We start from the raw sequence: 20080 nt of genomic DNA on the forward strand, positions 1-20080 counted from the left end.
CTCCTGCCGCCCCTGTAAGCCCTCAGCTTTCATCGATGGCTCTGCGGCGAACGAATATCCGGACGTCCGTACCAACCTATCTTAGGTTCGCGCCCAACCGGGTCAGGTTACTGCCCCCTGGACACTATTTTTCCACTATTTTTCACGGGCGGCTTCGGATCGCAGCGACGTCAGAGGACTGACCAGATAGCTGATGATCGAGCGCGTGCCGATGCGGATGTCGCTGGTGGTGCTCAGCCCAGGCGACACGGCGCGCGGCCCATCCTCCGTCTCAATGGTGCCCTTCAGCAGGGCGATCCGTGCCAGATAATAGGGCCCAGCCTTGTCCTGGATTGCATCGCGGCTAATCGAGACGATCCGTCCCGGCACGGTGCCATAGCGCGTGTAGGGGAAGGCTTCGAGCTTCACCGTCGCACCCTGCCCGGCATGGACGAAACCGGCATCCTTGTTCAGCACCCGCGCCTCCACCACCATCGAGCCTTCGGGCACGATGATCATCAGCGGCTTCACCGGCTCGGCCACACCGCCCAGCGTGTGGAGCGCCAGTTGCTGAACCGTTCCATCCTCGGGCGCAACAAGGCGCTGAAGGCGGCTACGCCGGCGAGCCTTGGTCAGCTCTTCTCGGCGCTGGATCACCTCATTTTGCGCCTTAGCCAGATCCGTCAGTGCCTGCTGGCGCGCCTGCTCACGCGATTGAGCCAGCTCCTGCCCGAATTTCGCCGCTTCCGAGAGGCCTCGCGACTGCTGCGCCACCGCGACATCACGGTCCCCCTGCTCGCCCCGTCGCTGGCGTTGCAGCTCCAGCAGGCGCAGTCCCGGCGCATAACCCTTGGCGGCCAGCCCATTCATCGCTTCCAGCTCGCGGTCCAGCACCGGCGTGGTTTCCTGAAACTTGCGGATCTGCTCCCCGGCGGAGCGCGCATCGGCCAGCGCCGACTGGCGGGCCGCCGCCATGCCCGCCACCGCCGCATTGGCATTGGCCACCTGCGCGGAGATCAGGCGGCGCTGGGTCTCGGCCACCTCGGGCGGCGTACCATCAGGCGGGGTGAAATGCAGGCCCTTGCCCGCCAGCGCATCGGCGATCGCCAGATTGCGCGCGGCGGTCAGTTCGGCATCGAGCAGCGCTTTTTCCGCCTGTTCCTGATCTGCAGTGGAGACGGTCGGGTCCAGATCGACCAGTGGCTGGCCGCGCTTCACCATATCGCCATCATGCACATAGATGCGCCGTACGATGCCGGTGTTGGCCGCCTGCACCAGCTTCACCGCATCCATCGGCACGATGCGCCCCTGCGCCGTAGCAACAATGTCGATCCGCCCCAGCATCAACCAGAGCACCGTGGCCGCAAACCCCATAAGCAGCGCCCAGGCCGTGATCCGGCCGGTGGGGGAGACAGGCTTTTCGATCACCTCCAGCGCAGCGGGTAGGAAATCGGCCTCGCGGCTGCGCAGGCGGTCGACGGTGCGCAACTTCTCTTGGTTCATCGCCTCTTGGGCCAGGCGCCAGTAATGGGCCAGCGCGCTCATGCCGCCACCCCCTGGCTGACGCCCATCTGGCGGCGGTGAAGATCAGCATAGCGGCCATCGAGCGCGATCAACTGATCATGGCTGCCGGTTTCCACGATTTTGCCCCGTTCCAGTGTGATGATCCTGTCGCATTGGCGGATGGCCGAAAGACGATGCGCAATGATCAGCACTGTGCGCCCCTTGGCCATGGCCTTGAGATTGTTCTGGATGATTTCCTCGCTTTCGGCGTCCAGCGCGGAAGTCGCCTCGTCGAAGATCAGGATGCGCGGTTGGGTTACCAGCGCGCGTGCAATAGCCAGACGCTGGCGCTGCCCGCCCGAAAGGTTGGTGCCGCGCTCCTCAATGATCGTGTCATAGCCCTGCGACAGCCGCAGAATGAACTCATGTGCTCCGGCCAGTTCCGCAGCGGCCACCACCTGCTCCAGCGGCATGGCGGGATTGGCCAGCGCGATATTGTCGCGCACTGATCGGTTGAACAGCAGGTTTTCCTGAAGCACCACGCCAATCTGGCGACGCAGCCATGCCGGGTCGATCTGGCCCACATCCACTCCATCGATCATCAGCCGCCCGGCATCGGGCACATAGAGTCGCTGCAACAGCTTGGTCAGCGTGGACTTGCCCGAGCCCGAGGAGCCGACGATGCCCAGCGTCGATCCGGCCTTGATGTCCAGATCGATGTCTTCCACCGTCCATGGCCCGTCGATGCCATAACGGAAGCGGACACCCTCGAAACGGATGGCGCCCTTGAGCGCTGGCAGAGCGGTGCGGCTGCCCGATCCCGGCTCAGTGGGCTGGTTCAGCACATCGCCGAGCCGCTGGATCGAGATACGCACCTGCTGGAAATCCTGCCACAATTGCGCGGTGCGGATCACCGGGCCGGACACGCGCTGGGCGAACATGTTGCAAGCCATCAGACCGCCCACCGTCAGCGTGTGATGGATCACCGCTTCGGCCCCGAAATAGAGGATGGCGGCCATGTTCAGCTTGGAGATCAACTGAATCGCCTGGCTGCCGCTGTTGCTCAGATCGATCACGCGCTGGCTGGCCTGCGAATAGCCCGCCAGTTGGCGTTCCCAGCGATCCTGCCATTGCGGCTCCACGGCGGCAGCCTTCACCGTCTGGATGCCGCCTATGCTTTCGACCAGAAGCGCATTGTTTGCAGAACCACGCTCGAACTTCTCATTCACCCGTGCGCGCAGGGGTTTGGTCAGAAGCATTGCCACCGCGAAATAAGCCGGGATGGTGATGAGCGTGAGCAGGAACAGTTTGAAGGAGTAGATCCACATCACGCCCAGAAAGATCAGCGTGAAGACCGGATCGACCAACACCGAGAGCGAGGCATTGGTGAGGAATTCGCGTATCGATTCAAGCTGGCGTACCCTCATCACGGTATCGCCCACCCGGCGTGTCTCGAAATAGCCGAGCGGCAGGCGCAAAAGGTGCCAGAACAGTTTGGCCCCCAGCTCCACATCGATCTTCTGGCTTGTTTCGGCATAAAGGCGTGTTCGCAGCCAACCAAAGATCGTCTCCCATATGGAGACGACCACGAAACCCACGGCCAGCACGGTCAGGGTGGACATCGTGTTGTTGACCAGCACCTTGTCGACCACATTCTGGAAAAACAGCGGAGCGGCCAACCCTAAGAGGTTAAGCGCCAACGTGATGAGCAGCACCTCACCAATCAGCACGCGATATTTGACGATCTGCGGCACGAACCACGAAAAATCGAAGCGCTGCTGCGAGGCACCCACCGTCTCTCGAGTTGTGAGCATGATGAGATCGCCCGACCACACCATCTCCAACTGCGAACGGTTGAGCTTGGCAACATCGGCCCCTGGCCATTGCACCAAAACCTCGCTGTCGCCGGCGCGACCGATCAGAAACCAGCCTTCGGGACCATGCGCCAGCGCAGGCAGCGGCAGCGATGCCAGTTGCTCCCATGTGGCGGTGCGATGGCGGGCGCGCACCCCCTCCTGCGCCTTGGCCAGGCGCACCAGATCGACCGCGCTGGCTGGATTATGGTGGCCCATTGCATGGCGCAGTTGCGCGGGGTCAGCAGCGATGCGGTGCATGGCAAGCAACACCGCCAGCAGGGTGGGGCCGCTTTCCATATGAGTGGGCGGGGTGATGTCGCTCATGGCAAATCTCGGCTGAGAACCCGACCGGCAGTGGCCGGCCTTGGTGTGAGGGGCATGGATCGGGCAAGCGGGGGATGATCGGGCGGCGATGTGGTCGGCGCCAGGATGCCAGGATTGTCGGCTAGAGGAGGCAGAATGATCGGCGGGGTGTCGTGACCGCGCAGCTTGGTCGCATCCATTGCCTGTACCGCAGCATCCCATGGCATTGCATCGACGCGCTGGACATGGCGCAGATGGGACGCGGGATCATAGGGCTCCACGCCGCTGACCAGCGTTTCAACATCCAGATCCCCCGCGCGGCGCAGCAGCGTTGCCCCGGCGATATAGCGATCGCGCCTCGCGCCGATCACCGACAGTTCGGCATCGCGCAGCGATTGCTGAGCATAGAGCACATCGAAGGTGGAGCGCAGGCCGACACGATATTCCGAGAGCATACCGTCAAGCTGGATGCGGGCGGCGGCGCGGCGGGCCTCAATCAGGTCCAGCGCGCGCTGGGCGGTGGCCAGCGCATTCCACGCATTGCGCACGTCACGCATGAGATTACGCCGTGACGCCTCGATCTGGAGCCGGTCCTGCGCATTCTTGTCCTGCGCCTGACGGATCTGCGAGGCGATGCGGCCACCGGCGCTCAGCGGCATGGAGAGGACCACGCTGCCGCTGACATCGCGGTTCTGGTCACGCAGGCGATAGGGCCAGACATCGCCGCTCAGGCCTGCCCCGCCCCGCAGCGAAACAGTGGGCCCACCCTGCGAACGCATGGCATCGATGTTCGCGCGAGAAGACCTTTCGGTAAACAGCGCACGGGCGAGATCGGGGCTGTTGGTCTCCGCCTCGGCAAAGGCCTCGTTCGCACTGCGAGGCAGGCGCGGCAGCGGAGGCTCGGGGGCCAGATCGCCCGCCTCGCTGCCGACCAGATCGGCATAATCGGCACGCACGCCTTCCAGCTGCTGCTCGGTGGCCACGGCCTGCTCGCGCTCCTGATTGAGCTGATTGCGCGCCTGCGACACGTCGGTCAGCGTCAGTTCGCCGGCCTCGCGCCTTGCGGCGATCTCGGCCTCGATCTTTTCAAGCTGGCCAACGCTGCCACGCCACACTGCCAGTTGCGCGTCGTAACGTCGCACATCAGCATAGGCGGTAATGACAGCCAGCAGCAGATCGCCCTCCACCCCGCGCAGCGAGGCGCGGGCAGCACTCACCCCCGCCTCGGCGGCATGGCGGTCCGCCGTGGCCTTGCCCGAAGTGTAGAGCGGTTGAACCAGCGAGACCTGGATCTGGTTGCTGTTGCTGTCCGTCACCGAGGGAGAAAAGGGACTGCGCGAGGATTGACCAGTGACAGCGTGGTCGTAACCGGCAGTCGCCTGAAGCTGGGTGGTGGGGCGCAGTTCTGCGCGGGCCTGCGCCACGCCCTCATCGGCCTGACGCACGTCATAGCGGCTGGCCCCCAATGTGGGATTGGTACGGTAGGCCTCGATGATCGCCTCGGCGAGGGTCTGTGCATGCAAGGGCCTGGCCGCAACGGCTAGCAGCGCCGCACCGGCCACCATGATCGAACGCTGGCGGATCATAGCTTGAAGCCATCATCCCGGCATCCGAGGTGCGGGGCTGCCTCTCGCAGCGCCGCGAAACCTCCGACCTGATAGTGCCGGGTCTTGCGGCCCATATGTATCGCCACCTCGCGCGCGTGCCCCGCAAGCTCGATCGGCAACCACACGATACCCCCGTGCGGGTCATCAATACCGCCCGTCTCCATGCTCACCCCCGCTGCAACAAGGCCCGGATAGAGATCCTGCCAACGCGCCGGAGCAGCCGCGTCGATGCGATACCATGCGCCTGCAAGGTCGGCGTGGATGCCGGTGGCAAAGCCAAGGGCGCCGCGCTGATAGCGCATGTTTTTGCCCGTCAAGCGGCACGACGTGATGCCGGTGAAATTGTCCCGCCGGATGGTCAGTTTCCAGCCACCCTCTGCGTAACGCTGCCGAGTCGCGGCATGCTGACTGGGGGCAGAATTCAGTTTCTTTTCAGGCGAGGCAGAAGGCACCGCCAGCGACGAGAGCGCGAGCAGGGCAGCAAAGGCTGGCAGCATGGAAAGGGTCTCAAGTTCTGAAAAGCGATGGAAGGCAGGCAACTTCCGTCGCCTGCCTTCCACAAGGTCGGGCCATGATCGGTTCGGATCACGGCGCCAGTTATCGGATCAACCCAACAGGTGGTTGTTCACGGCAGCCGCCATGTTTGTGGCCTTGTTGCCGATGATGCCATCACCGTTGAGATCGGTGGAGAAGAGCATCTCGGCTGCCGCGCTGTTCGACTTGTCGAAGGACTGTTCGCCGTACCAATGACCGTTACCGTCAAGGATCCAGGCATATTTCATGTCGGAAAAGGGATCGGCATCGAGCACACGCGTGCGGCCCTCATCGTCGGTGGCCACCGCAACCAATGACCAGTCACCACGCTGGAGCTTCACATCGCCCCAGTCGGCGCCATCACGGGTGATCTGGATCGGCGCGGCGCCCTGAACGGAGACAAAGGCTTTGCCTGTCTGATCATCGACATAAAGAGCGTCGCCGCCATTCTGGCTAACCAGCCTCTTCTGCGAGCCAGAGATGACACCGTCGCCGTTGAAGTCCTTGCCAAACTGCCCGTCGACCTGCGTCAGCGCGGTGCCACTGTAGACGTCCTCGCCCACCCAGTTACCCTGAGCGTCCAGGCGCCAGGCCCAGTGCTGGGTATCGGGGCCAAAGTTGTTGGGGTCACCATCCAGAACGCGCAGATTGCCCTCGCTGTCGCGCCCGATAGCCGAGAGCTGCGAACCACGATCCAGCTTCACCTTCTCGCCGCCGCGCATCACATTGATGGTCGTGCCATCCTCGAGCTTGGCCAGCGCATAGCCGTCAGCATCGACCAGCAGTTGCAGTCCCCCGTTCCTGGCCACAATCTGCGGCAACGCGGCCGGAACCACACCATCGTGATTGAGGTCGATCTGGAAGATCGCCTCAGCATCGGCGATGCCCGGCTGCGTGATGTCGTAAGCGGTCTCGCCTGTCCAGTTGCCCTTGGCATCCAGCTTCCAGGAATAGACGAGGTTCGAACCCGCCGGCACATCCAGCACATGCAAATTGCCATCTGCATCCTTGCCCACGGCAGAAATCGTCGATCCGCCGCGCGTCAGCAGGGTGGGCACACCATCGCCGTTGCGGAAGATCTCGGTCATGCCATTGGCCCCGTCCTTCACATAGGCGCGGCCATTGCCATCATCGACGAAGAGCGACAGCGTACCATTCTGCTGCTTGAGCGTGAGCGTGCCGCCCACGACCACCCCGTCACCGTTGAAATCCTGATTGTACAGTGGTTCCAGCGTCGCCGCATTGGCATTGCTGTAAAGCGCCGCCCCATTGTCCTTCAGGCTATAATTGGTGTCGAGGATCTTGTCATAGAAGGGCTCCTTGCCATTGGCGCCGCCCGCCAGCAGCACATGAACCTGCCCCGACGCATCGCGGCCCACGGCCACCAGCCGGTCGCCATTGGCGCTTTGCAGCGCACGGCGGGTGCTGTCTCCATTGAGCATGGCGCGCGGTGCGGCCCCGCCCACCGAAAGCCATGCCGTGCCCGTGGTCGCCTCGACCGAAAGCACCATATCGCCATTGGTGGCCACCGTGGTCAGCGCATAGGCTGGCGGATCGGTGGGCAGGTCGAGCGGAATGCCGTCGGGGCGATAGGCGATGCTCGAGGCGAAATCGGTGATGTGGATCTGGCCGTCGGGGGTCAGCGTAGCCATGTCATTGACGCCCACGCTCACCTTGGTCCCGTCCGAGAAGGTGACGGTCATGCCGGCGGTGGTGGAAGGGTTCCACGCCACATAGGTCTTGGCGCCGTTCTTCACATAGACCGCCGCATAAGGCGAATTGGCGCTGACATCCTTGGACAGCGTGCCCATCGCCGCCAGACTTTCGATGAAGGCCAGCGTGTCGGGGCGCGATTCCTCGCCGCCGCCACCCTGATAGGTGGTGTGGCTCAGATAATCGGCCAGCGCCTTGTCGGGATCGGCCATGGCCATATATTTGTCGATGCTGTTCCACCAAGCATTGTCGGGGTTCGACAGGGTGGGATCCTGCATCTGCGCGGTCAGTTCGGCCAGGTCCTCGCGGATCTCATCCGTGTAATAGCCCATGAAGAGCGAGCTTTGCGACAGGATGGGCGTCATGTTGATGCCCTGGACGTAAAGCGGATCTGTTCCGAAATAGGTAGCGTAGGAACCACCATCCGCACCCAGAATGCCGATGCGGGTGTGATCAAAGCCGTCGGGGAAGGCGATGTTATGCACGTCGAGGTAGTAGTCGGCGAAGGCCTGGCTCTCGGTGGTGTAGAGGTAGAGGCCAAGATTTTCCATGTCGGCCTGACCGGTTGCCGCGCCCCACCGCGCCACGGCGCCGTCGAAGTTCAACGATTCCGTTGCCGATTCCTGCGTGATGCCAAAGCCCGTGCCCGAGGCCCAATTGTGGCCCGCATAGGAATCAAAGCCGCGCAAATAACCGAAGGTCGGGTCGTTCCGGTCAGGGTTGTTGGCGTTCTTGATGATAAGGTTGACCATTGCGCCGAAGTTGCTCTGCTTGGCCCATTCCGGGTCCAGCGTGGCGATGGTCGCCGCAGCATTGACGAAATAGCCGAGCTGAAGCGTCAGGTCGTTGCTCTTGTCATCCGCATCGTAGGAGCCGGGATAGCCGATGATGGCATGCCAGATCTTGTCATAGACGAATTCATACTTGTCGCCGTCCGAGGCGGTAAACCACGTTTCCAGTTGCTGTTCGGCGGCCTTCAGGAAAGTATCCTTGGCCTGACCGTAACCGACCTGCTGCGCCAGCATGGCCAGATCGGTGTATTTCGCGATCTGGCGCGAACCCCAATAGGTGTCGCCGCCCACGGGATCGTTTTTGGAGAGGAAGGTCTTCAGTTCATCATGGATCAGGCTCTGCAGCTCGGCCTTTTGCGCATCCGTGCCAAGGAAGGGCATCAGCGGCAGGATCGGCGGCATCTTCATGCTGGTCGAGAAGGAGGAGCCGTCATAAGCCTTCATATCGCCGCGCGCGGAGGCGAAGGAGAAGTCCAGCGTGGAGGCATCGCTGTTGGCATATTGGTGGTAATAGAGCGCCGTCAGCGGGTCACTCGACAGGCCCTTCTCATCCGACATCATCTGAGTGGTGTAGGTGAAGGTGGTGACGACCTGATTGGTCGACTTGTCGATGGCATAGCTGGCCACCGTGCCGGTCACTTCGGCAAAGGCGTGCTGGCGGTATTCCATCAGCGTGTTTACCGAGGCATCAGGCAGCAGGGCGACGGAATAGAAGTTCTTGTCGTCCAGGCTCGATTTGAGGCCGGTCGAGGTATAGGTCCAGGTCACGTCGGAATTAGCAAAAATGCCGTAGGACTGACCGTTGATCGTGATACCGACCACGCCGCCCTCATTGTACCACACCTGACCCGGGCCATCATAACCGCCGATGCTGGGCTTGGGGGTAACATGGGTGGTATCATATACCACGCCGTCCTGCGAATTCACCGCAGTGGAAAGGGTGCTGCTCTTGTCTCCCGCAGCGGCGCCCTGCTGAAGGTAGAGGGTTGAGCCGGGAACGGCAGTGCCATCGCCCGTGGTCAGCCCCGAATAGGGCAGCTTGACGAAGCTGGAGGCGCTGTTGGTCTGCACCTCGACATTGTCTCCGTTGCCGCTCACGCGCCAAAGCTCGACCTTGACGCTGCCATTGGCCAGGTCGCGCATGGCCGCGCCCGTGGAAGAGATCAGCTTACTGGTGCTGTAATCTTCCCACCCGTTGGCATTGGCGTCGATGGCAAAGGCATCATACAGCTCGGTACGGTCAATCTTGCCGTCACCGTCGAAATCGTAAGAAACCTTCAACTTCACGATATCGGCCACTTCAGGCGCATTGACCGAGAAGTTGAAAGCCAGCCCCTGCCCGTTGAAACTCCCGTTCAGCCCATTGATCGTGTAGGCCAGCTGATTGGAGGGCGTATCGGCGGAGGCGCTGTTGATGGTGTTGAGATCGATGACAACATCATCATCCGACAGACGGTTCACATAGGTGAACAAACCACCCTGCACCATCGTGGCGCGCATCTTGCCGCCCCAGTCGGCGGTGGCGGTCCAGTCGCTTTGCGCGGCCATCTTGGTTTCCGTGACCGACAGGCCCGCAAGGCCCAGTGTCAGGCTCTGTGCCGGGGGCGCGAAGCTATAGCTGTTGGACACGCCCTGCCCGACATGAGGCGTGCTGGTGTAGCCGATCTGCAGGCCGTTCGCCTTGGTCTGGAACGCCATGGGATCGGCGTCCATCCACTGGGTAAAGCCATCATACTGATGATAGGCCAGCGGTGTGAAGATCGAGTTTGTGGGAGGCGGCCCCTGGAAATCGTCGGTTACAGCCGGAGTGACCGGGTTATTGGGCGTAACCACCGATCCGTCAGGATGGAAGACACCGTTGCTGTCGGTGAAGCCGTGCTGCCCTTCAGGAAACTCCGTCGCCACATCGCCTGCGCCATATTCTATATAATCAGCCATAACGCGCTCCAGTGTATTTACACGAGACAATCGGATCAATTGACGCCAAATAGCATTTTGAATTATTACTTAATCGTTAATTTTACAAAATTTCCACCACCGCACTTGATTGAATTTTCATATTAATTACGAAAATAGCACGCAAAAATTTCAGTAGTGGAAATGAATCCACATTTTTTCTTCGATTTTTGAATTCTTTTTTACGAATCCACTCTCCGGATTCGTATTTATTGCAGATACACCCTGCAACTATGCGGGAAGCCCCGCGCCAACATGCTCAGATTGTGCTGAATCCGATGGGCAGATCGTGAGGGCCTCGTAACGCCATCAGCCTGCGTTCGACCATTATACCCTGGTATGCCACGAGCTATAATCAACGCTCATGGGCCGGGCCGGTCTCGCGTCTCTACCCAAGGTACTTGGATCGGATGGACCATCTTGATCGGTCACTGCGCCCGCATGCTGGCAGCTAAAAACGGGGGAGCATAGGCCCTGCACTCCTATGCCCTCACCAGCCAAAACAGACAAATGTCTGAGAATTAGAGCAATTCAATCCGATCCAAATCGATCGAGACAGTCATTTGCTCGAAATTGGGAATCCCCTCCGCGTCCCGCGTGTAAATCCTGCGCCGGGTCGGAAACTTGATTCCCTGCACCTCCACATAGTCCGAAGGATAGTGAGCACCTGTCACATCGTCGGAAATTTCAACGTGATAGTCATGGCGACGGATCAGACCATCCGCACCGATATAGAGGGTTTGCACCTTGCTTGTGGTGGCGATGCTGGAGGGATAAGTGATGCGCAGACGGCGCCAGACCGCCCCGTTTTCTTCCCAATCACCAATTTCCTCAGCCTGGACATCCGGCCATGCCATCAGAAAAGGCGTGTTGAGATAGGTGAACATCGCGTGCCCGGCAAAGTAGGCCAGTTGGAGATCATTCCATTTGGTTTCCAGCTTGTGGCCGGCGAAGGAAGCACGGGGATTGTCGAGCTCTTCGAGAACCTCGCCGCTCTCGGTTGAAATCAGGGCGACTTTGTTGGGCGTGAACAGTGATCTGCGCTTCCCATCGCCAAACGGCTGATGAGATGCTTGCTCATGGGTAAGCGCGACGGTCAGGTTCGTGTTCGCCAACACCCCAGTAACGCCTTTGATATCCCAGAGCCCACCTCCTTGAATCAAATGGGCCTTCACGGTTTTGAATTTACGCCACTGCTCCAGTCCACCGTGGGCTTCGATCGTTTCAACCGCTAGTTTATCCATATGCCTTCATCCTTTTGCGAGCCTCATTGCATCTAGGACGCCTGTGGGACGCGGATGAAGGACTACGAAGGTATGGGAATGGCGGGACGCTAAAAGCGGGCGAGCCGAACCCCACCTCAGACATGGGGATTACAACTCGTGCAGAACAGACGCCGGGCTTCGAGCATGCCTGAGGACATGGCCGACACTTTTGATTGCGATGCAACTTGGACATGGCATCGGCGGCCCGGTCGCGTCCAGTATCGACGCGTCCGTCCGCAGCACAATCCATACGTTGGTATTAGATACTATATACCGTTCAAATGAAATATCGGATGAAGCAGCACGCCACCATGCATCATATCGACGGAGGACACGCTTCAGCATCTCCTCGCCGTTATCCCTTTGCCTTCTAAGTTTAATCGACCTCCATTTATGGTATGGCAGCCTTCCAAGCTCCGGACGGTCAAAGGTTCGTCACAGCATAAGGGAGCCACCAACGGACCGAGATGCCAGTCGTGCGATCAGCACCGCATTCATTGCACTGGTCGGGAATGCTGGAGCGCAAGGGTGTCTGGACCATGGAGGAATTGGCGGAGGCACTAGGTACCGCCGCGATCCATGCTTCGAAGGACGTGGCCATACAGCGCCCCCCTTTTTGAGCTCGCGCTCAATGCGGCGGCACAGGACTTTCTCCTCCAGGCATGACCAGCGATGTCGAAACCCGAGAAGACAATTTTACCGCAAGGCCGCGAGCCGGGCCTCGAAGGCCTCCTGAAACACCTCGATCGGGCAAAGCGCAGTCCGGCATGTCAAAACAGGCAACGCCTTGATCGACACGCCAGAGGTCAGTGCTCGCAAGGCATCGGGCGACTGCGTCCGGTAGGAAACACGCACAAAGATTTTGCCCGACCTCCGGTTGCGCACGCGCTCGAAGAATAAGCCACCTCCGGGCGGAACATCATTAACCGCATAACCGGGCGCATCGAGATCAACGCGCAGAGCGGCCGCAAGAGCCGTGACATTGGTATCGTGCCCCATCAGCAGTTCCAGCCGATAGGGACTGTCTTCCTGCAGTCCCCGCAGGACCTCGCGCCCCAGCACCGCGCTCTGGTGAGCCGCCATATAGGCCGGTTTGGTGAACACGGCGAAAAGGGCGGCATGCAGCTCGCCCAACCTGCGAAGCCCCGCGGCATCCACCCGGCCCCAGCCCACATCCCTTGCAGACAACCCTTCGGCATATTCCAGCAGCAGCACCTGCGCGATGCCGGAGGTGGCGCGAATGGGCCCGGTCAGCACCAGATCACGCCCATCGGCGCTGGGCGCCAGACCGGGCACGCCATTGTCCGCGCATCCGGCCGCCGTGCCACGGCATCCCAAAACCCGGTTCAAATTCGCCAGCGCCGATTGATGGCGCCTGACCAGCGCGGCCATGCCGCCTGTCTCCTGATTGATCGCGGCAATGGCGGCCTTGGTGTCGAAGGCCGTTGCACGGGCCCGCAACGGCTCGAACATCGGGTCAGCTTCACCAAGGGGGCGATGCATGATCGGCAGGGGGCATCCAGGCGCGAAGCCCTGCGCATAGGCCTCACCGCTAGCGATGGTCCGGGTTGAGCTGTTGGTCCGGATGCGTATTGCCCCGCTTTCCGGGCATCCTGTGGCCGTGATCAAGCCGCGCCGGGCCAGAAGGCGGCGGTCCGCACCGCCGATGATCTCCAGCGCCCGCACGCCATGCGGCGTGATGCGGCTTTCCGCCACGGGCCATTGCGGCCATGGCAGGTCCGTGCGCGTGGCATCAGGCACCTCCCCCGCCAGCGGCGCGCGAATGCCATGCCGCATCACCAGCACGGCGCGCTCCACCACAAAGTCGGGGCCTTTGCCGGTTTTTGCCTGCGCGGCAGACGATCCTCCCGCGAGGCAGAGCGCCAGAAGGGCCGCCAGCGCGCTTGCCTTCATGGCCGCAGCCTGCATCCACCGGGGACACGCAAAGTGCTGCACCGCGCCATCGCGCCATAGGGCAGGGTGACGGCAAAGCCCAGCTTGAGCGGATCAGGCGCGCCCGGGTAATAATCGGTGCTCACCGCCTGCGCGCCGCTCGCCATCGCGGCTTGCGCCTTGCGCAGATCATGCGCGCGGGCCTCCACGGTGTTGGCATCGGTGCGGGTGCGCACGATGGCACCCTCTTTCACCCATTGCCGGATTTTGGCGCCATCCACCAGCGGGTCCTGCACGATCTGGATGGCGGATTCGGGCTGATCGTCCGGATACCAGCCGAACATCGCCCGCCCGGCCAGCGAGGGATGGCCCGCGCGGTACACGTCCGACACTGCAGGACGGACATCGAGCAGGATGTAAATCCGCCCACGCGCCGCTTCGAGGCTTGGCCAGCCCCGCCCATGCACCGCCTCGCGCAGGGTTGGCGCCTTGCCGCGCACATCGTCGGGCGTGATCAGCCGCTTGCCCGGCAGCACGGAGCGGATTTCCGCATCCAGATCATCCAGCAGTTTCCTGTCGTCAAGGGGCAGCGGATTGCTAATGCAGGGCCGGTTCGAGGGCGTGTCCGCCGCATTGATCGTGATCATGATCGGCAGATGGCGGGGATGCGCGCGTGACCAGCGGTCGACCTCGGTCAGGCAGCGCACCAAGGTCACGCAGGTGCTCAGATAATCCACATCGGGGATATGGAAGCTCTTGAAACCGGGCTTCAGCATGACCGCGCGGTCAAAACCAGTGCGCTCCCCGGCTTCCCTGGCCCATTGTTCGCCCTTCGGGTCGGCATAGCGCCCACCCTGAGGGTCCGCGAAGACATCCAGCTCGATCTGACGCACACCGGCGTCAAGCTGCTGCGGCAGGGGCAGATGATAATAGTCCAGACCGTCGGCCAGTTTCGGCTCCATGGCGCGGATCTTCGCCATCACCGCTGCGGGAATGCGCGCCTTGAAACTGTTGTGAGAGCCCACGACCTGAACATCGTTCATGGCGACGGGGCCTGCTGTGCCCCGCCCCGCCGCGCCGACCAAGGTCAGCGCGGCACAGCCAAGCATCGTGGCGAAAAGCCTCTTCACCATCAGAACTCCACGCGCCCGCCGAACAGGATGGTGCGGCCATAATACTGGATTTCATTGTAGCGGTTTTCCGTGCCGCTGTAGGAATAGCTCCTGGCTCCGGCGATGTTGATCGCTTCCAGACTGATGGTGGTTCTGGGCATCACGCGCAGGGACAGATTTCCGTCAAGCGAGCCGAAGGGCGCGACATAGATTTCCGTCTGGGTGGTGCTGCCGCTGCTCGAGAGATACTTGCCGCGCCAGACATAGGACAGACGGGCCGAGATCGGACCCTTTTCGTAAAAGCCGACAAGGTTGAAGCTGTCCTTGGACAGTCCGATCAACTGGTTGACGATGGGGCGGGCGCCCGCCGTGTAGCTCGCTTCCACCGAGGTGTGGGTGTAGGACGCCTGCATGCCGAGCCCGTCGAAGGGCTGGGGCAGGAAGCTGAAGACCTGATGATAGGCCGCCTCAAGGCCATAGACCTTGGCTTGCCCGCCATTGACCTGCGTGCTGAGCAGCACCGTGCCGCGCCCGGGAATGTCAATGTTGACGTTCTGGGCGGTGATGTAATCATCCATCTTCTTGTAGAACAGCGCGCCCGTCAGCGAGCCGTCGCGGCGGAAATACCACTCCAGCGACCCGTCGAACTGGGTGGCTAGGAAGGGCTTGAGGTCCGGGTTGCCGCCGCTGGCCGTCTGCGCGTCGGTCGACACGCTGATCTGCGGGGAGCTTTGCGTGATGTTGGGGCGCGTCAGCACGCGGCTTGCGGCCAGGCGGCCGATCAGCGTGGGGGTGAGTTCCGCGCGCAGGTTGAAGCTGGGCAGCCAGTTGTTGAAGGTCTTGGGGAAGCTGACGGCCGTGGGCGAGGAGCCGGTCGTCAGCGTGCCGCTGGCCACCTGATCGGTGTGCACATAGCGCACGCCGACATTGCCCGTGACGTCGATGCCGCCAAGCTGGAAGCCGTAATCGCCCCGCAGATAACCGCCCAGCACCTTTTCCGTCACGATGTAGGAGGCACGCAAGTCGCTGGCCGAAAGGGGCGCGTTCTTCACGGCATCGGTGAAGAGCGTGTTGTAGAAAGCACTGGTGATTGGCGCGGGCCATGTGCGCGGGAAGTTGCCGCCGACGCCGGAGAGGAAGCTGTCGAAGGGCAACGGCTCCGAAGCATTGGGCACCACCTGGGAGATCGGGCGCAACGGACTGCTGGTGGAGCCCACCGTGAAATCACGGCGCCAGTAATCGCGCTTGCGCCAGTGATATTCGAAACCGCCCTGCAGCTTGGTCAGGAAGCCATGCAGATCGTGGCCGACGTCGAGCCGGCCATAGTTGTCCCAGTCCTTGCTGTTCTTCGGTGCGATGTTGAAGGGGTAATAGGAATAGCTGGCCGGATTGTTCAGATCCGCCGTGGTGCTCAGCGTCGGCGCGACCTTGTAGCCGCCGGTCGCGTCATAGGTCAGGGGCGCGATCACCATCATGCGGCTGCGCACGGTGCCCTGCGCGAAGCTGGGATGATAGCTGTGCGCGAAGGACCAATTGGCGTTGGCGGAAATATGCCATTCGCCCGGATTCCAGAGCTGCTTGAGCCCGACATTGACCAGATCGTGGCGATTCAGGCTGTATTCGCGTGAGGCCATGAAGCGCACATTGTTGATCGTGGCGCGCGTGACCGTATCGCCCGAAATGGTGAAGGAGCCGGGCACGATGCTTGTGCCAGGGTCTCCGGCATAGCGGCTGCCGGGGCCGTCATCGGGGTAGATATCGAGGCCGAACTCGTCATAGGCGACATCGAGCCGGGTCAGCGACACATCGAGCGTCGTTTCCAGCTCCTTGGAGGGGCGCCACTGGGCCGAGAGCAGGCCCGAGTAACGCTTGCGATCCTCATTCTCCACCGTGGGGCGGGTACGGATCGGCACGTAATAATTGCCGCCAAGAGCGCTGGTGAAGCGCGGCACGATGCTCCAGCCGGTGTTGTAGAAGCGGTCGTTGCGAACGGCCTTGGCCCAATGCTGGCCGCCCACCAGAATGCCGAAAGTGCCATCCTTGCTCTTGAAGCTGGTCAGCACGGTGGCGTTGGGCTTCACCTTGCCGGTCATAGAGGTGTAAGTGCCGCGCAGGTTCAGCGTGGTCTTGGTGCCGACTTCCAGCGGGTGGAAGGTCTTGACGTCGATGTTGCCGCCCAGCGCGCCCTCGGTCATGTCGGCCGTCGGCGTTTTCACCACGTCGATCTGCGAGACGAATTCGGCGGGCAACATCTCGAAGCGGAACTGGCGGCCATTGGCGCCGCCGTTCTCGATCAGATCGTTGATGGCAACGGTGCGGCCATTGACCAGCGTGCTCTGGAATTGCGGGCCGAGGCCGCGGACGCTAACGTAGAGCCCTTCACCGCGCGGCCGCGTGATCGCGACGCCGGTGACAAGCTGCAGGGCTTCGGCAACGTTCTGGGTGGGGAATTTGCCGATGTCGGTAGAGTTGATCGAGTCCACGCCATAGGCTGCGCGGCGCTTGGTTTCGGTCGCTGCGGCCAGACTGCGCGCATAGGTTCCGGTTACGACAATGTCGCCGGCATTCGGCGCGCCATCATCCGAACTGACCGGCGCGGGCGAGCTATTCTGCGCATGCGCGGCCAGAGGCGCAACGCATGTAAAAAAGGCGAGCGGAAGCGGCGCGCAAATCAAGCGCGAATAACGTGACATGGAATGTTTCCCCTGTTTGCCGAACATTCGAGCAGCAAGGGGCGGCGATTAAAATCGCATCATTTCACGCTTGTGACATCACATTATTTTTCTGCAATTTGTTTTCTATATATATTTTATATATTGATTATCGTTGGTTTTGTTTGCATCGTAAGAAAAGCTGCCTATCGATTTTGACAGTCATGGTCGGCATAACATTTGATTGCTGAGCCACCTTTTAGATAATTGACTGAAGATAACAGCCAAAACTCCGTAAATCTTCACCTTCCCGATGATAAATATCATTCTTCGCGCATGAAACCATGCCAATGTGTCTGGCGATCCTTTATACCCGCAATCATCAATGACCAGGCGTATAACGCCACTGCCGAGCAGCAGGGTGAGGCGCAAAGCGCGCAACCGATGCTGGAAATCCTTCCTACGGCTGGTGCAGCGGGCTGAAAGCATCCGGCCTTTTAACGAAGCGTGTCGTACTTTTGCGCGTCTTCCGGAACCGATCCACGCGCCTATCGCCTGAATGATTTCGCACGCAATCGCACCCTTCCTTTCCAAAGGACGCTGGCGCGGTCGGGTCACCTTGCAGGAGAAGCTCGAACCATCGGCTCCAGCTTGATGGCCGATTGAGATCAACTGACCCAAGCAGTTTGGGGCTTGCTGCAAAATACTGCGGAAGCTGCGCTGGAAGGGGTGCGCACGATTGCACACGATCGTGTTCCATTTCGTGGTGTAGCTTTGGGCGCGAGCCACGAGGAACCCCGGCAAGGCAGGGTTTGTCAGGCTGGCACGGCGACCGCAAGCGTGACGAAGGCACTATTGCTGACTTGGGCGCGACTTTCCAGCGTCATGTAGCGCCCGCGCTGGACCGCCCACTCGTCGTTCATTTCGAGCAGGACGGCGCCGATCAGGCGGGTGATGCTGGCCTCGTTGGGAAAGATGCCGACGACATCGGCCCGACGCTTGATTTCTTTGTTGCTCCTTTCCAGTGGATTGGTAACCGGTATGAGGATGTCGGTGCCGAAGTTTCTGCTGCGACTCGTGGGTAGTGGCGTATGGTGCGAGTGCAGCTTAATCCGGTGCGAGGCCGGGAAGTGCATATAGGCCAGCACCTCATCTTCGCTGCTGTCCATCTGCGCGGCCAACTTGGGTACACTGGGTCGCAATCGGTCGGCGACCGGAGCCGCCCACAGCCTGCCTCTCGCGGCTCACGCTGACAGAGCGGTCGTTCCCGCCTCCAATGGGGCCTGTCGAAACTTGCCATACATTCAGGTGCTGGCCGAGCGTCGAGAATAACAAAAAGTGGTAGAGTCGGGAGGTGACGCGGTGACGTGCGGCGCGCCTGTGGGGCTTGCCAGACGTTCCGTTTTCACCCCCCGCTCGGCGAACCGGGCGTGCAGATTTCCCGCACCCGGCTCTCGGACAAGACATCACGCCTTCGCCCACGACGAGCCACGTCCAAGCTTGGTCAGGCGTACGAGGCCGATGGTCTCGTAGAGGTACTCGTCTGGATAGGTCCGAGCCCTGCGTCGCTTGCCTCGATGTTTGATACGCAGCCACCGACGCACCCGCACCAACGTATAGCTGTCGACGGCCCGGTATGCCTTGCTCGTTGTGCCGACCGAGAAATAGTTGGCCCAACCGCGTAGCACCCGGTTGATCTTGGCTATCAGTACTGCGGAATCCTGCCACGTAGACGTCATCTCGGTCAGCGCGTGGATTTTCTCAACCGCGTGCTTGATGCTCTTCTTCGACGGTCGGTAGCCCATGCGGGCTCTTCCCGTCGTCGGAGAGTACATCCGACCGAATGTGTATCCCAGAAAGTCGAACGTCTCGTCCGGTACCTTGCAGATGCGTGTCTTTTCCTCGTTCACCGTCAACTTCAGTTTGCCCATCAACCTGCGCATATGGTCGAGCGCAGCTTCCGCGCTGCCCTTCTGGCACAGGATGACGAGGTCGTCGGCATAGGTGACGAGCCGAGCGCCAAGACGTTGCCCAAGACCGAGCTTCCGCCACCCCAACACGAACCGGCGCATGTACAGATTTGCCAGCAATGGTGAGATGGGTGACCCCTGCGGGATGCCGCGTCGCTGATCCTTGGCCACCGTCGTTCGTGTCTTCCTGCCTTTGTCGTCGGTTTCCTCGACAGCGCAGTCCAGCCACAGTCTGATCAGATGCAGCACGCGTGGATCGACGATCCGGCGGGCTAAGGACTTCATCAGCTCGGGATGGGGAATGCTGCCGAAGTAGTCGGCAAGGTCGGCGTCCACGACATCGGGACGACCATGGAACAGCTGATCCTCCACCTCGATCACGGCCTGCTGAGCATTACGCCCAGCTCGGTAGGCATAGATCTCCGGCGGAAGGTCGGCCTCAAAGATCGGCTCCAACACCAGCATTGCTGCTGTCATGCAGACCCGATCCCGCACGGTGGAAATGCCCAGCGGCCTGAGTTTGCCATTGGCTTTCGGTATATGGACCCGCCTGATCGGTTCCGGTCGATACGTCTCCTCTCTGATGGCACGCGCCAGTTCCGCCAGCCACCGCTCGACGCCGTATGCCTCAATATCCGCGAAGTCCTGACCGTCTATCCCCGGTGCGCCCTTGTTGGAGCGGCACTGGGCATAGGCATGCGCCAGAATGTCGTCGCGGCTGATCTTGTCGTACAGCGCGTAAAAGCGATAGTCGGCTTCCGCCTTCGCTTTCGCGTGCAACGCCGTCTGCAGTTTCTGGACGCTTTTCGGAGTTGATAGGTTTCCCAATCTCGCGGTCCCTCACTACTTGGTGCGTTCGCCTTGAACTGAGGCTCCTTCCCTCCACCGGCATTACCCGGCTTCCCCGGTACTACGGGCCTCTCCGCCACCCCACCCCGCCCGTCCCA

Annotated in this window: 11 protein-coding genes and 1 pseudogene; all 12 read right to left on the bottom strand. The window is 61.3% G+C overall.

Annotation, left to right across the window (positions count from 1 at the left end):
- Positions 1–135: 135 nt before the first annotated feature.
- The 12 genes and pseudogenes from ABDW49_RS27770 to ltrA all read right to left on the bottom strand — a co-directional run bounded on the left by ABDW49_RS27770 (position 136) and on the right by ltrA (position 19961).
- On the bottom strand, positions 136–1524 hold the full coding sequence (locus ABDW49_RS27770) for an HlyD family type I secretion periplasmic adaptor subunit (protein WP_343617115.1): 1389 nt from the start codon (positions 1522–1524) through the stop codon (positions 136–138).
- Positions 1521–3662: a type I secretion system permease/ATPase gene (locus ABDW49_RS27775; RefSeq protein WP_343617116.1), complete on the bottom strand. Its 2142-nt coding sequence runs from the start codon at positions 3660–3662 to the stop codon at positions 1521–1523. The genes ABDW49_RS27770 and ABDW49_RS27775 overlap by 4 nt, the downstream gene beginning before the upstream one ends.
- Complete coding sequence (locus ABDW49_RS27780; protein ID WP_343617117.1) at positions 3659–5227, bottom strand: TolC family outer membrane protein; 1569 nt, start codon at positions 5225–5227, stop codon at positions 3659–3661. The genes ABDW49_RS27775 and ABDW49_RS27780 overlap by 4 nt, the downstream gene beginning before the upstream one ends.
- Positions 5224–5787: a hypothetical protein gene (locus ABDW49_RS27785; protein WP_343617118.1), complete on the bottom strand. Its 564-nt coding sequence runs from the start codon at positions 5785–5787 to the stop codon at positions 5224–5226. The genes ABDW49_RS27780 and ABDW49_RS27785 overlap by 4 nt, the downstream gene beginning before the upstream one ends.
- A gap of 66 nt (positions 5788–5853) precedes the next feature.
- Positions 5854–10224 (bottom strand): glycosyl hydrolase, encoded by a 4371-nt coding sequence (locus ABDW49_RS27790; protein ID WP_343617119.1) that lies wholly within the window; start codon positions 10222–10224, stop codon positions 5854–5856.
- A gap of 539 nt (positions 10225–10763) precedes the next feature.
- Complete coding sequence (locus ABDW49_RS27795; RefSeq protein WP_343617120.1) at positions 10764–11486, bottom strand: hypothetical protein; 723 nt, start codon at positions 11484–11486, stop codon at positions 10764–10766.
- A gap of 717 nt (positions 11487–12203) precedes the next feature.
- A complete protein-coding gene (locus ABDW49_RS27800; protein WP_343617121.1) occupies positions 12204–13421 on the bottom strand; it encodes a histidine-type phosphatase in 1218 nt (405 codons plus the stop codon).
- Entirely contained in the window at positions 13418–14533 is a 1116-nt protein-coding gene (locus ABDW49_RS27805) for a Ca2+-dependent phosphoinositide-specific phospholipase C (RefSeq protein WP_343617122.1), read from the bottom strand. Before ABDW49_RS27805 ends, ABDW49_RS27800 begins: the two co-directional genes overlap by 4 nt.
- Positions 14533–17205, bottom strand: coding sequence for a TonB-dependent receptor (locus ABDW49_RS27810; RefSeq protein WP_343617123.1), 2673 nt, complete (start codon positions 17203–17205; stop codon positions 14533–14535). Before ABDW49_RS27810 ends, ABDW49_RS27805 begins: the two co-directional genes overlap by 1 nt.
- 180 nt (positions 17206–17385) lie before the next feature.
- Positions 17386–17952 carry a hypothetical protein gene (locus ABDW49_RS27815; protein ID WP_343617124.1) on the bottom strand — a complete coding sequence of 189 codons (567 nt, stop codon included), beginning with the start codon at positions 17950–17952 and terminating at the stop codon, positions 17386–17388.
- A gap of 26 nt (positions 17953–17978) precedes the next feature.
- Positions 17979–18377: pseudogene (locus ABDW49_RS27820) on the bottom strand (transposase); the annotation flags it as partial.
- Positions 18378–18629: 252 nt separating this feature from the next.
- Positions 18630–19961, bottom strand: a complete 1332-nt coding sequence (gene ltrA, locus ABDW49_RS27825) for a group II intron reverse transcriptase/maturase (RefSeq protein WP_343613260.1) — start codon at positions 19959–19961, stop codon at positions 18630–18632.
- Between the last annotated feature and the right edge of the window lie 119 nt (positions 19962–20080).

Origin of the sequence: Novosphingobium sp., from assembly GCF_039595395.1 — a bacterium.
Classification (GTDB): Bacteria; Pseudomonadota; Alphaproteobacteria; order Sphingomonadales; family Sphingomonadaceae; genus Novosphingobium.